Origin of the sequence: Actinomadura logoneensis, from assembly GCF_003428695.1 — a bacterium.
In the GTDB taxonomy this organism is placed as follows: Bacteria; Actinomycetota; Actinomycetes; order Streptosporangiales; family Streptosporangiaceae; genus Spirillospora; species Spirillospora logoneensis.
Genome location: NZ_QURH01000137.1, coordinates 1 through 13,423, shown reverse-complemented (window position 1 = coordinate 13,423; position 13,423 = coordinate 1). Strand labels below are relative to the sequence as shown.

Below are 13,423 nucleotides of genomic sequence, written 5' to 3'. Positions count from 1 at the left end.
GACGCCGCCGCCGCGTCCGCCGCCGCCCCGGCCGCCGACGGCACCGGGGACGGCGCGCTCATGCTGGTCGGCGGCTGCCTGGAGCTCGGCTCGGAGGGCCTGCCCTTCGCGCCGTTCACGACCGTGCTGCGCGGGCTCGTCCGGGACGTCGGCGTGGACGGCGTCGCCGCGCTGCTGCCGCGCGGCGCGACGTCCGCGCTGGCCCGGCTGCTGCCGGAGTTCGGCGAGCCCGAGCCGGACGCGGCGTCCGGCGAGGCCCGCGCCCGGCTGTTCGAGACGATGCTCACGCTGCTGGAGCGCCTCGCCGAGCGGTCCCCGGTCGTGCTGGTCATCGAGGACGCGCACTGGGCCGACCGCTCCACCCGCGACCTGCTGGCGTTCCTGGTCCGCAACGTCGGGACCGCGCGGCTGCTGATCGTGGTCACCTACCGGTCGGACGAGCTGCACCGCTCGCACCCGCTGCGCCCGCTGCTCGCCGAGCTCGACCGGGTGGACCGGGTCCGCCGGCTGGACCTGCCCCGGCTGTCCCGGGAGGAGGTCGGCGAGCTGGTGGCCGACATCCTCGGCCGCACCCCCGAGCCCGAGCTGGTCGACACCGTGCAGTCCCGCAGCGAGGGCAACCCGCTGTTCGTCGAGACGCTGGTCGGCTGCGACGGGCGGCTCGTCTGCGAGCTGCCCGAGACCCTGCGCGACCTGCTGCTCGCCGGGGTCGAGCGGCTGCCCGAGGAGACCCAGGAGGCGCTGCGCGACGCCAGCGGCGGTGGCACCCGGATCGACCACCGGCTGCTGGCGGCCGTGACCCGGCTGGACGACGCGGCGCTGACCCGCGTGCTGCGCCCCGCGGTCGCCGCGAACGTCCTGGTGGTGGACGGCGACGGGTACGCGTTCCGGCACGCGCTGATCCGCGAGGCGGTGCACGACGACCTGCTGCCCGGCGAGCACACCCGCCTGCACACCCGGTACGCCGAGGCGCTGGAGAACGGCCCGGACCTCGTCCCCGCCGACCGGCTCTGGCACGAGCTCAGCCACCACTGGCACGCCGCGCACGACGCGCTGTGGGCGCTCGTCGCGTCCTGGAAGGCCGCCGCGGAGGCCCGCCACCGCCTCGCGTACGCCGAGTGCCTGGACATGCTCGCCCGCGTCCTGGAGCTCTGGGACCGGGTGCCGGACGCCCCCGAGCGCATCGGCGCGTCCCGGATCGAGGTGTTCGAGCAGGCCGTCGTCGCCGCCGAGAGCGCCGGCGAGCTGGACCGCGGGGTGAAGTTCGCGACCGCGGCGCTGCGGGAGCTCCCGGACGCACCGGAGAGCGCCGCCCGCCGCGCCGCGCTGCTGGAGCGGCGCGGCCGGATGCTGTTCGACCAGACGCTGCCCGGCGCCGTGGACGACCTGCGCGAGGCCGTCCGGCTGCTGCCCAGCGAGCCGCCCACCCCGGAGCGCGCGCGGGCGCTCAACACCCTCGCCACGGTCGGCCGGCTGCTGCAGAACTCCGACGAGCCGAAGGCCGCCGCGCACGCCGCCCTGCGGATCGGGCGCAGCCTGAACGACCGGCAGGCCGAGGTGGAGGCGCTGCTGACCCTGTCCTGCGTGGACTTCGACTACGGCGCGGGCTACGGCCAGGACGGCCCGACCGAGAAGATGCTCGACCGGATGCAGGAGCTCGCCGACAGCGAGGGCGACGACCGGCTGCGGCTGCGCGTGGCGATCAACCGGTCGCACTTCCTGGAGGGCTCCGGACGGCACGCCGAGGCCGTCGAGGTCGCCCGCGCCGGGGTGCAGAAGGCCCAGGTGAACGGCGTCGCCCGCACCCAGGGCGCGTTCCTGGCCATCAACCTGGCCGAGCCGCTGGTCTCGCTCGGCCGCTGGGACGAGGCGGACGCGCTGCTGCGCCGCACGATCGACCAGCGCCCGCCGCGCAAGATCCGGACCTCGCTGTTCGCGCTCGCCGGGGAGATCGCGACCGCGCGCGGCGACCTGGACCGGGCGGTGCGGATGCTCGGCCACGCCCGCGAGGTGACCTGGCCGAAGGCGCAGGACCTGTTCGCGACCCGCCGCCTGGAGGCGGCCATCCGGCTCGCCCAGGGCCGTCCGGACGCCGCGCTCGTCGCCGCCGAGCCCGTCCTCGGCGATCCCGACGAGACGCTCCCGGACGACAGCCGCTACGCCTGGCCCGTCCTCGTCCTGGCCGCGACGGCGTGCGCCGAGCTCGGCGGAACCCCCGAGTTCGCGCGGGTGGAGAAGCGCGCGCGGGCGACGCTGGTCCTCGGGCCGGCGCAGCAGGCGTGGAAGAGCACCTACGAGGCCGCCGCCGCGCGCGCACGGGGCGACCTGGACGTGGACGCCTGGGACGACGCCGCGACCAGGTGGAAGGCGCTCGCGAACCCCTACCCGGAGGCACTGGCGCTCTCCTGGGCCGGGCAGGCCGCGCTGCACGCCGGCGACCGCGACGCCGCCCGCATCCGCCTCTCCAGGGCGACCGAGCTCGCCCGCGGCCTCGGCGCCGTCCCGCTGCTGGACCGGCTGTCGGAGCTGTCCCAGCGGGCCCGGCTCGGCGAGCGGACCGAGCCCGCCGCCACGCCGTTCGGCCTCACCCCGCGCGAGTTCGAGGTGCTGCGGCTGGTCGCCGAGGGGCAGAGCAACCGCGACATCGCCGAGGCCCTGTTCATCTCCGCGAAGACCGCCAGCGTGCACGTCTCGAACATCCTGGCCAAGCTGGGCGTCGCCAGCCGCGGCGAGGCCGCCGCGACCGCCCACCGGCTCTCCCTGTTCACCCCCGCCACCCACTGACCCGGCCGCCCCGCCGCGGCGCACGCGCCGCGCTCCGGCGAACGGACAGGACCCGGCAAGCAGACAGGACCCGGCCCACCGCGAGGTGAAGCCGGGCCCTGCCGGAAGGAAAAAGTGGCGCCGCGGTCAGTTCGGGACGCGGGCGACGCAGAAGACGGTCTGCCCGAACGGCGGCCGGACGATCCGCTCGATCGCCCGGGTGGTCGGGATGACCGTCCGGTCGTAGATCTTGACGAGCCGGGGGTCGGGGTAGCCCGCGCCGCCGCGCCGGACCGCCGCCCACCAGGCGATGCCGCCCAGGAAGTTGATCGGCTTGAGGACGTCCGGCACCAGGCCCGCCTCGCGCACCGACTTCTCCAGCGTGGTCGGCGTGTACCGCTGGACGTGCCCGACCTTGCGGTCGAAGTCGCCGTACAGCTGCATGTAGCCGGGCACCCAGATGACGATCCGGCCGCCGGGCTCGGTCACGGCGGCGAGGTCGCGCAGCGCCTGGACGTCGTCCTTGATGTGCTCCAGGACGTTCATCATCACGACGGTGTCGACCTTCTGCCGGATGTCGATCGTCGCGGGCAGTTCGAGGTCGAGGACCTCGACGTCCTCGTTGCCGTCGTAGCGCTTGCGCAGCTCGCCGACGCAGTACGGGTCGTTGTCGCTGACGACCAGGTAGTCCAGGCGGCCCGCGAACTGCTCGGAGAAGTGCCCGAGCCCCGAGCCGATCTCCAGGAGCTTGCGCCCGACGTGCGGGGCGACCATGTCGTACTCGTACTTGCGGTAGTTGCGCGCCTCGTCGCCGCCGAGGTGGTTCTCCAGCGCGCCCTCACCGGCGGCGGGCTGGACCACGTCCTCGCCCGCGGCGGGCGGCGCGGCCGGCCCCGCCTGCTGGGGACCGCTGCTGAGCAGGCTGAGGACGCCGCCCATGATGCTCTTCTTCTGACCTGGTGACTGCATACTTCCCGCTCGCTCGGATGCTGTTCGACAGGGCCGATGCCGATCTCGGGCACAAAGGTCGGGACAGTCTACCCACAGCGCGCACCCCCAAAAGTCCCGTCCGCCCCGGCGTGCCAAGCCGGCGAAACGTCCAGGTCAGAGGGCGGTGAACCCCTCCCAACCGGGAGTCGGCCGCCGGTCAACCGCCGCTGAACTCCCGGGCGGCCCGTCTAGGGCCCGCGGGCCCCGACAGGTTCCACGTCACGTCCCCGTACCGCACGCTGTACAGATGGTCGCGGACGGCCTGTTCGCCCTGGTCGGGGCGGCGCGTGCGCGCGATCCCGTACACGTCCATGATCTCGCTCAGCACCGCCGCGCGGACCGCGTCGAGCGTGACCGGGAGCCCCAGGTCGGCGAGCGTGTGCCGCTCGGCGCCGCCGGCCTGCGGGAACGGTCCCGTGGCCGATCCCGGTCGCGGCCGGGGCGGCACCAGGTACGCGGGACCGTAGGCGTTGATCGGCGTGACGTGCACCGCGAGGTGGGTGAGGACGGCGTCGCGGGTCCGCAGCCAGGCCGTCTGGACGATCCCGCCCGTCCGTCCGGCCGGCCGGCCGCCGGTGCGCCCGCCCGCGACGCCGCCCGCCCCCTTCCCGGCGAGCAGGTCCGCCGGGTAGCCGAGGCGGCCCAGCGCCGTGCCCACCAGGACGTCGAGATCCGGCAGTTCCGCGGTGATCCGCCGGTCCCCCGGCCGGGGCCGCCGGACCAGGGAGAACAGCAGAGTGCCCGAGTCGGTGTAGACCGCTCCACCGCCGCTGGCCCGCCGGACGACGCGGACGCCGTCGCGCGCGCAGGCGGCCAGGTCGACGACCTCCTCGACGTTCTGGAACCGGCCGACCACCACGCTCGGCGCGTTCTGCCAGACCCGCAGCACCGGCGCGGCTCGTTCGGCGGCCGTGCTCGCGGGCGGGAGGTCGAACGGCAGGTCCGCCGGCCGGATCCGGGGCACGTACCCGGCTCCGGCGGGTCCGCCGGGTCCGGCCGGTCCGGCGGGTCTTCCCCGGCGCCGGGCGGTCCGGCGCCGCCCGCGCGGGCCGGGCACCCGCACCAGGGCCTCGTCCAGCGCGAGGTTCCACGCCGGCTCCCGAACGTCATCGACGATCATGCTGAGCATCCCGCCGTCCCTCCGCTCACCTCCGTGTCGGCCGTCCCGGCCGATCCGGCCCCCGCGCGCCCGGGCACGGCACACACCGGCGCCGGGTGGCTGAAACATATCGACACACCGGGCCGATGACAGGCGGAGAGTTTTCATATGGTGACACTGTGCAATGATCCGCAGGTAGTCGGGTCGCCCGGGACTCCCGACCGGCCGTCTCCGCCCGGCGTGTCGCCGGTCAGCCGACGAACCGGTGCACGTCCTTGCGCCGGCTCGGACCGGGGTCGGCGGACGCGATCCACGGCCCCGGCACGGACGGGTCGATGACGCCCTCCTCCAGCCAGGTGAAGTCGCCGTTCAGGACCTCGCGGGCGAGGCGTCCGTCCTCGGCGTCGGTGTTGCGCCAGAGCCCGTCGAACAGCTCCTCCACCCGCACCCGCGACTGCCGGCAGAACACGTCGGCCAGGCGGATCGCCGACCCTCCGGGAACCGCGGCCCCCTCGCCCACCGGGTCGCCCTCCGGATGGGCGTCGGCGTGGGCGCGCACGCAGACCGCGCTCATCGCGTACAGCTCGGCGCCGATGTCCACCATGCGGCCGAGGAAGCCCTGCCGCCGCTCCAGCCCGCCCTGCCATCGGGCCGCGGCGTAGAACGTGGAGCGGGCGAGCTTGCGCGAGGCGCGCTCGACATAGCGCAGGTGCCGGGCCAGCGGCCCGAACTGCCCGTACGCGCCGGGACGCCGTCCGGGCCCGGTGACCAGCGTCGGCAGCCAGCGCGCGTAGAAGTTCCCGGCCCGCGCCGCCGCCCGCGCCTTGTCGCCGGTCGTCGCGTCCGGGTCGATGATGTCCCCGGCCACCGACAGGTGCGCGTCCACCGCCTCGCGCGCGATCAGCAGGTGCATGATCTCGGTCGAGCCCTCGAAGATGCGGTTGATGCGCAGGTCGCGGAAGACCTGCTCGACCGGGACGCCGCGCTCGCCGCGCGCCGCCAGCGACTCGGCGGTCTCGTACCCGCGCCCGCCGCGCAGCTGGACGAGCTCGTCGGAGATCCGGCACGCCATCTCGGACGCCCAGAGCTTGGCGAGCGCCGCCTCGATCCGGATGTCGTTGCGCTCGTCGTCGGCGAGGCAGCCCGACAGGTCGTTCATCGCCTCCAGCGCGTACGCGGTCGCGGCGATGAACGAGACCTTCTTCGCGATCGCCTCGTGCTCGCCGACCGGACGCCCCCACTGGACGCGCTCGGCCGTCCACCCGCGCGCGATCCCGGTGGCCCACTTGCCGGCCGCCGCGCACATCGCGGGCAGGGAGAGGCGCCCGGTGTTCAGCGTGGTCAGCGCCACCCTGAGGCCCGCGCCCTCCGCGCCGACCAGGTTCGCCGCCGGGACGCGGACGTCGTGGAACCGGGTCACGCCGTTCTCGATGCCGCGCAGGCCCATGAACGTGTTGCGGTTCTCGACGGTGATGCCGGGGCTGCGCATGTCCACGACGAACGCGGAGATGCCGCCCCGGTGCCCCTCGGTCTTCGGGACGCGCGCCATCACCACGACCAGGTCGGCGATCACGCCGTTGGTCGTCCACAGCTTCACGCCGTTCAGCACGTACTCGTCCCCGTCGGGGACGGCGGTGCTGCGCAGCCGCGCCGGGTCGGACCCGACGTCCGGCTCGGTGAGCAGGAACGCGGTGACCGAACGCGCGCTGACCGGCAGCCAGGCGTCCTTCTGCGCGTCGGTGCCGAACAGCTTGACCGGCTGCGGGACGCCGATGGACTGGTGCGCCGAGACGAGCGCGCCGATCGCCGGGCTGCACGAGCCGATGACCATCAGCGCCCGGCCGTAGTGGTACTGGCTGAGCCCGAGCCCGCCGTACCGCTCGGGGATCTTCATGCCGAACGCGCCGAGCTCGCGCAGCCCCTCGATCACCTCGTCGGGGATGCGCGCCTCCCGTTCGATCAGCAGCGGGTCAACGCGGGTGGAACAGAACTCTCGCAGCCGGGCAAGGAACTCGTCACCCTTGCGGCGGTCCTCGGCGTCCGGGCGCGGGTGCGGGTGGACGAGGTCGAGACGGAAGTCGCCGAGGAACAGCTGCCTGCCGAAGCTGGGCAGCCTCCACTCGGACTCCCGGGCCTCCTCGGCGACGCGCCGCGCGGTCCGCTCGTCCACATGCGTCCGGCTCGCGGCGTGGTCCGGTTGGTTCATGCCGACTCCTCGGATGTGCTCCCGAAGGTGTGCGCCCGCGGGTGGTGCTCCGCCGGGCTTTGCTTCCCTGGGTGTTGCTTCCGTGGGTGGTGCTTCCGTGGATGTGCTGCCGAAGGCTCTTCCCGTGAAGTTACTCCCGGGTGAAACCGATGAGTAGGGCCCGCCGCCGAGACCGACTTCGCGAAAACGGCCTCCGGACGGCACGGAAGGTGATCCAATGGTCGCGTACCGCCCATGTCTTGGCCACTGCCCGGCCGGAGGGGTTCGCTGTGCGTGATGGATGAGACACGGAGACCGACTCTCATCTCCTCGGTGCAGCGGGCGCTGCGTCTCATGGAGGCCGTCGCCTCGCATCCCAACGGCGCGCCCGCGAAGCAGTTGTCCCGCGAGGCGGGGCTGCCGCTCGCCACCACCTACCACCTGCTCCGTACCCTCGCCCACGAGGGTTACGCGCTGCGGATGACCGACGGCGCCTGGGTGCTGGGCGACCGCGTCCACTCGCTCCAGGGCCAGGCCCGCGCCCAGCAGCTCCTGACCCGGATCAGGCCCGCGCTCATCGCGCTGCGGGACGAGCTGGGCGTCGCGTCCTACTTCGGCATGCACGTGGACGACGAGATCCGCATCGTCGACATCGCCGACGGCCCGCGCGCGCCGCGCGTGGACCTGTGGGTCGGGTTCGACGACGCCGCGCACGCGACCGCGATCGGCAAGTGCATGCTCGGCCAGCTCGACGAGGACCGCCGCCGCGACTACCTGGCCCGGCATCCGCTGGTCGACCTGACCCCGCACACGATCACCGAGCCGCGCCGGCTGATGCAGCTCCTGAACACGCAGACGGGACTGGCGCTCGACCACGAGGAGTACGCCATCGGGACGGGCTGCGCGGCCGTCCCGGTCACCGACTCCACGGGCACCGTGGTCGGGGCGCTCGCGATCTCGTGCCGCTCGACGAAACTCCCGAAGGTGGAGGCGCGGGTGCACCGCATGCAGGCGACGGCGGCCCGCATCCAGCGCACGCTCAGCCTCACGCTCTGACCGGCGGACGCCCGGTCTCCACGCCTCACGCTCTGACCGGCGGACGCCCCGTCTCACCTCCCGTCCAGCCCCGGCCGCGGCCCGCGCGCCGGGGCCGTCGGCGTCGCCGCACACGACCATGTAACTGCCGAAGGAGGATTGACCAGTTACGCCACGAGGCCTATTGTCGTCACTGTCGTACTCGTTCATGACAGTTACGGAGGTCGCCGTGCGCGGAGGCGGACTGCCCCGGAGCGTCTGGATGCTGGCCGTGGCCCGGGGCGTGAACCAGCTCGGCGCCTTCTCGGTGCCGTTCCTCGCGGCCCTCACGGTCGCCCGGTTCGGGGTGAGCCCGGCGACCGGCGGACTGGTCACCGCCGCGTTCGGCGTCGCGACCGTGCCGTCCCGGCTGCTCGGCGGGCGGCTCGCCGACCGGATCGGCCGCCGCCGCTCGATCGTCCTCGGGCTGGCCGGGTGCGCGGTGGCGCAGCTCGCCATCGCCGCCGCCGGAACGGTCTGGCAGGTGCTGGCGTTCGCGGTTCTGCTCGGGCTGGTCTACGAGATCTACGAACCGGCGAGCCAGGCGATGATCGCGGACGCCGTCGGCCCGGCGGACCGGGCCCGCGCGTTCGGCCTGTTCAGCGCCGCGCTCGCCGCCGGAAGCACCGGAGCCGGGCTGATCGCCGCCGCCGTCGGACGCTGGGACCTGCGCTGGCTCTTCGCGATCGACGCGGTGTCCTGCCTGCTCTGCGCGGTGGTCGTGCGGCGCGTCCTGCCGCTCGACCGGCCCCGGCCCGGCGGGACGCGGCGCGGCGCCGCCTCCCCGTGGCGGGACCGGGCCCTGCTCGCCCTGCTCGGGTGCGGCACGCTCTACGCCATGGTGTTCACGCAGGTCACGGTGGCACTGCCGCTGTCGATGACGCGGAGCGGGCTGGACGCCGCCGACGCCGGGATCCTGTTCACCGTCTCGGCCGTCACCACGGTCGCGGGTCAGCCGCTGCTGCGGATCGGGCGGCTCGCCGCGCTGTCCACGCCCGTGGCCCTGGCGCTCGGGGGTGTCGTGCTGGCCGCCGGGTTCACCGGGTACGCGTTCGCGCGCGGGCTCGTCCCGCTGGTTCTGGCGACCGTCGTGTGGAGCATCGGCGAGCTGCTCATCTTCGGACGCGTCTACGCTGCCGTCTCCGACCTCGCGCCGCCGGACGCCCGCGGCCGGTACCTCTCCGTCTACGGGCTGAGCTGGGGATTCGCCGGTATCGCCGCACCCGTCGTCGGCACCCAGCTGCTCCAGCACGCGGGAGTGACCGCGCTGTGGACGAGCACCGCCGCACTCTGCCTCGTCCTGGCCGCGCTCCAGTTCGTCCTGGTCAGCCCCCTGCTGCCGGACGCCTCGGACGACGGCCCGTCCGCGGACGCCGTCCGCACGGAGACGGCGCCCGCGCCGGCCGTGGAGGGAGCCGCCTGACGTCACGCACCGCGCCCTCTCCCCGGCGTCCCGTGCCGCCTGGCGCGTGAACGGGAGCGGAACAGTCGGGGCGGGCTTGCCGCGTTTCGCCCCTTCGCCGGACGCGCCGCTTCTACACTGCGGCCAGCCCTGGCGATCATGGAGGTCACGCGACGATGCGACGGACGACGGCACGGATCTCGGTTCTCACGGCGGGCGCGGGCGTGCTCGCCTGCGGGACGGCGGCGGCCGTCGCCGTCGCCACCGAGGGCGGCGGCCCCGGCGGGCGGAGCACGGCGGTGTCGGCGGTCGCGGGCCGGACCGTCCTGGCGTCCTCGCCCGCCGACCTCCAGAAGAAGATCGACGCGGCGCGGCCGGGCGACACCGTGCTGCTCCGCGACGGCTCCTACCGGCTGGACACGCCCGTGCGGATCGCCGGGCGGGCCGGGACGAAGCAGGCCCGGATCACCGTCGGGGCGCAGCACACCGGCAAGGCCGTCCTCACCGGGACGGCCGGGATCACGCTCTCCCGCTCCCCCTACGTGACGCTCTCCGGGTTCGTGTTCCACACCCGGCAGGCTCCGGCCGTGCCCGCCGACTCGCCCGGCGTCCGGCTCACCCGCAACACGTTCCGGCTGGCCGAGCCCGCCACCAAGAACAACTGGGTGAGCGTCGAGGCCGACGACGTCCGGATCGACCGCAACACGTTCACGCACAAGCGGTCCCAGGGCGTGTACCTGCAGATCAACGGGCCGGGCAAGACCATGGCGCAGCGGACGCGCGTGAGCGGCAACCTTTTCAGCGACCACGGCTACACGGGTTCCAACGGCGGCGAGTGCATCCGGCTCGGCTACGGAGACAAGGGCGCGGTCCCGGCGCACGCCGTCATCGAGGGCAACCTGCTCGACCGTGCGAACGGCGACGCCGAGGGCATCTCGGTGAAGTCGTCGAACAACGTCATCCGGCACAACACGATCCGCGGCAGCAAGGGCTGGATCGTGCTGCGCTTCAGCAACGACTCGCAGGTCTACGGCAACGACCTGTTCGGCACGTCCGGCATCAGGTTCTACGGACGCGGCCACGACATCCACACCAACTACGTGGAGGGCGGCGTGACCGTCGGCGGCGGCACGTCCGACCCGAACGCCTACTGGCCCGCCGCCCACGTCCGGTTCACGCACAACACCGTCCTCGGCCAGGTCAGGAGCGACCACTCGGGCGGCGGCAAGGCCCATGACCTGACCTTCGCCGACAACGTCGTCCGGACGGCCAAGGCCCCGGCCGTGAGCCTCAGCGTCCTCACGTCGAGCTTCACGGGCAACCTGTTCTTCGCGCCCGCGACCGGCGCACCGGGCGTCCCCGCCTCGGGCTACCGGTTCGCGGACCCGAGACTGAAGCCGAGCGGCGGCCTCCAGCACCTGGTCAAGGGCAGCCCGGCCGTGGACGCGGCGAAGAACCCGTTCCCGGGCGACGGGACCGACACCGACGGCCAGCCGGCCGCCGGACGCGCCGACATCGGCGCGGACGAACTGTCCACCGCCCGCGTCACGCGCACCCCGCTGACCACCGCCGACGTCGGCCCGTCCGCCAACTGACGGGCCTCGACGCAGGGTCGTCCGCCCCCTGACGCGCGTCGACCGACGCAGGGGCGGCCGACCCTGGGGACAGGCGGGTTTCAGCGGCCCTTGAAGTCGGGCTCGCGGCGTTCGAGGAAGGCGGTGATGCCCTCCTTGGCGTCCTCGGTCGCGGCCAGCTCGACCAGCTCGCCGAGCAGGTACTCGACGGCGTCCTCCAGCGGACGGCCCTCGACGGCGAAGAAGGCGTCCCGGCCGCGCCGGAGCCCGACCGGCGACTTGGCGGCGATCGACCGGGCCAGGGCGTCCACCCGCTCGTCCAGTTCGGCGCGCGGGACGACCTCGGTGACCAGGCCGATCTCGCGCCCCTCGGCGGCGGTGATCCGCTCGCCGGTGTAGTAGAGCTTGAACGCGTGCTTGGGCGCGACGTTCCGGTTGATGACCGCCATGATCATCATGGGCCAGAGGCCCACGTTCACCTCGGGCGTCGCGAGCTTCACGTCGTCGGCGGCGATCACCAGGTCGCAGGCGGCGGCGAGGCCGAGGCCGCCCGCGACGGCGTGCCCGGCGAGCCGCGCCAGCACCGGCTTGCCGATCTTCGGAAAGGCGGTGAACAGCCGGAACGGCGCGCTCGCCCGCAGCTCCTCGCGGGTGGCCGCCACCCCGGACGCCGCCAGTCCGCCGAGGTCGGCCCCGGCGCAGAAGGCCCGGTCACCGGCCCCGGTGAGGACGACGACCCGCACCTCGTCGTCGTCTCGTGCGCGCGCGAAGGCGTCGAGCAGCTCGTCCACCATCGTGTCGTTCAGCGAGTTGCGCGCGTCCGGGCGGTTCAGCGTGACGCGCGCGACGCGCTCGGACACCGAGTACAGGATCGTCGAGTACACAGGCCCTCCAAGGAGAACGGGCGGGACCGCCGTGCGCGGTCCCGCCCGGACGATGCCGGAAGCCGGACGCCTAGAGGCGCTCGATGATGGTGGCGTTGGCCTGGCCGCCGCCCTCGCACATCGTCTGCAGGCCGTAGCGGGCGCCGGTGCGCTCCAGCTCGTGCAGCAGCTTGGTCATCAGGATGCCGCCGGTCGCGCCCAGCGGGTGGCCGAGGGCGATCGCGCCGCCGTTCGGGTTGGTCTTCTCCAGGGACGCGCCGGTCTCGTGCGCCCACGCCATCGGCACCGGCGCGAACGCCTCGTTGACCTCGAACACGTCGATGTCGTCGATGGACAGGCCGCCCTTGGCCAGCGCCTTCTCGGTCGCCGGGATCGGGCCGGTCAGCATGTAGACCGGGTCGGAGCCGGTGACCGCGAGGGTGTGGATGCGGGCGCGCGGGGTGAGGTTGTGCCGCCGGACGGCCTCCTCGGACGCGATCAGCAGCGCGGACGCGCCGATCGAGATCTGCGACGACACGGCCGCGGTGATGACGCCGCCCTCGCGCAGCGTCTTCAGCGTCGCCATCTTCTCCAGCGTCGTGTCGGGGCGGGCGCCCTCGTCCTTGGACAGCCCGGCGAGCGGGGCGATCTCGCGGTCGAAGTGGCCCGCCTCGATCGCCTGGGCGGCGCGGCGGTGCGACTCCAGCGCGAACCTCTCCAGGTCCTCGCGGGTGTAGCCCCACTTCTCGGCCATCAGCTCCGCGCCGCGGAACTGCGAGATCTCCTGCATGCCGTAGCGCTCGGCCCAGCCCTCGCCGTACGGGAAGTCGAGGCCCTGCACGATGGACGCGCCCATCGGCACCTTGGCCATGTGCTCGACACCGGACGCGACGACCAGGTCCTGCGTGCCGGACAGCACGCCCTGCGCGGCGAAGTGGATCGCCTGCTGGGACGAGCCGCACTGCCGGTCGATGGTCACGCCGGGCACGTTCTCCGGCAGGCCCGCCGACAGCCACGCGGTGCGCGCGATGTCGAGGGACTGGCCGCCGACCTGCATGACGCAGCCCATGATGTTGTCCTCGACCGCGGAGGGGTCCACCCCGGTGCGGTTGACCAGCTCCTTGAGGACGTGCGCGCCGAGGTCGGCGGGGTGGACGTCCTTCAGTGCGCCCTTCTTGGTACCGACGGGGGTACGGACCGCGCCGACGATGTACGCCTCGGCCACTGCGCCTCCAATAAGCCAGGGGTTGGTGGTTCCGTCCCGAAACCGAGTGAGATTCGGTCAGTCAGTATGAGATTACCGCGCCCGTGGCGCAATCCCGTGTGAGCTGGGTCTCGGATCGCGCGAAGGTCAGCGTCCCGCGGCCTCCGGGTGAGACCGGATGCGGCCGGGGGACGCCGGAGCGGTGAGATGGCGCTGGAGCGGTCGGCCGGCGCTGGAGCGGCCGGCCGGCGCTGGAGCGGTCGGCCGGC

The 13,423-nt window shown here is 73.9% G+C and carries 9 protein-coding genes; 4 read left to right on the top strand and 5 right to left on the bottom strand.

Annotated features, from left to right (window positions below):
• Positions 1-2,784 (top strand): ATP-binding protein (locus tag DZF91_RS42915; RefSeq protein WP_117356715.1); only part of this gene is annotated, 2,784 nt, incomplete at its 5' end.
• A 126-nt stretch (positions 2,785-2,910) separates the two neighbouring features.
• Here the strand turns inward: DZF91_RS42915 and DZF91_RS07260 are convergent.
• From DZF91_RS07260 to DZF91_RS07250, 3 genes are all read right to left on the bottom strand, one after another.
• Positions 2,911-3,702, bottom strand: coding sequence for a class I SAM-dependent methyltransferase (locus DZF91_RS07260; protein WP_235834141.1), 792 nt, complete (start codon positions 3,700-3,702; stop codon positions 2,911-2,913).
• A 208-nt stretch (positions 3,703-3,910) separates the two neighbouring features.
• Positions 3,911-4,873 carry a lipoate--protein ligase family protein gene (locus DZF91_RS07255; RefSeq protein WP_147341038.1) on the bottom strand — a complete coding sequence of 321 codons (963 nt, stop codon included), beginning with the start codon at positions 4,871-4,873 and terminating at the stop codon, positions 3,911-3,913.
• Positions 4,874-5,102: 229 nt separating this feature from the next.
• Positions 5,103-7,058 (bottom strand): acyl-CoA dehydrogenase family protein, encoded by a 1,956-nt coding sequence (locus tag DZF91_RS07250; protein ID WP_117356712.1) that lies wholly within the window; start codon positions 7,056-7,058, stop codon positions 5,103-5,105.
• Between the two features lie 312 nt (positions 7,059-7,370).
• On the opposite strand from DZF91_RS07250, the gene DZF91_RS07245 reads away from it, so the two are divergent.
• The 3 genes from DZF91_RS07245 (at position 7,371) to DZF91_RS07235 (ending at position 11,108) form a co-directional block, all read left to right on the top strand.
• Positions 7,371-8,093 carry an IclR family transcriptional regulator gene (locus tag DZF91_RS07245; protein ID WP_235834140.1) on the top strand — a complete coding sequence of 241 codons (723 nt, stop codon included), beginning with the start codon at positions 7,371-7,373 and terminating at the stop codon, positions 8,091-8,093.
• A 187-nt stretch (positions 8,094-8,280) separates the two neighbouring features.
• A complete protein-coding gene (locus tag DZF91_RS07240; RefSeq protein ID WP_199486470.1) occupies positions 8,281-9,534 on the top strand; it encodes an MFS transporter in 1,254 nt (417 codons plus the stop codon).
• A gap of 155 nt (positions 9,535-9,689) precedes the next feature.
• Positions 9,690-11,108 carry a polysaccharide lyase 6 family protein gene (locus DZF91_RS07235; RefSeq protein WP_117356710.1) on the top strand — a complete coding sequence of 473 codons (1,419 nt, stop codon included), beginning with the start codon at positions 9,690-9,692 and terminating at the stop codon, positions 11,106-11,108.
• An 80-nt stretch (positions 11,109-11,188) separates the two neighbouring features.
• On the opposite strand, the gene DZF91_RS07230 is transcribed toward DZF91_RS07235, so the two are convergent.
• Both DZF91_RS07230 and DZF91_RS07225 read right to left on the bottom strand, forming a co-directional pair.
• Positions 11,189-11,971 carry an enoyl-CoA hydratase/isomerase family protein gene (locus tag DZF91_RS07230; protein ID WP_158587870.1) on the bottom strand — a complete coding sequence of 261 codons (783 nt, stop codon included), beginning with the start codon at positions 11,969-11,971 and terminating at the stop codon, positions 11,189-11,191.
• A 70-nt stretch (positions 11,972-12,041) separates the two neighbouring features.
• Positions 12,042-13,175 carry an acetyl-CoA C-acetyltransferase gene (locus DZF91_RS07225; RefSeq protein ID WP_117356708.1) on the bottom strand — a complete coding sequence of 378 codons (1,134 nt, stop codon included), beginning with the start codon at positions 13,173-13,175 and terminating at the stop codon, positions 12,042-12,044.
• Between the last annotated feature and the right edge of the window lie 248 nt (positions 13,176-13,423).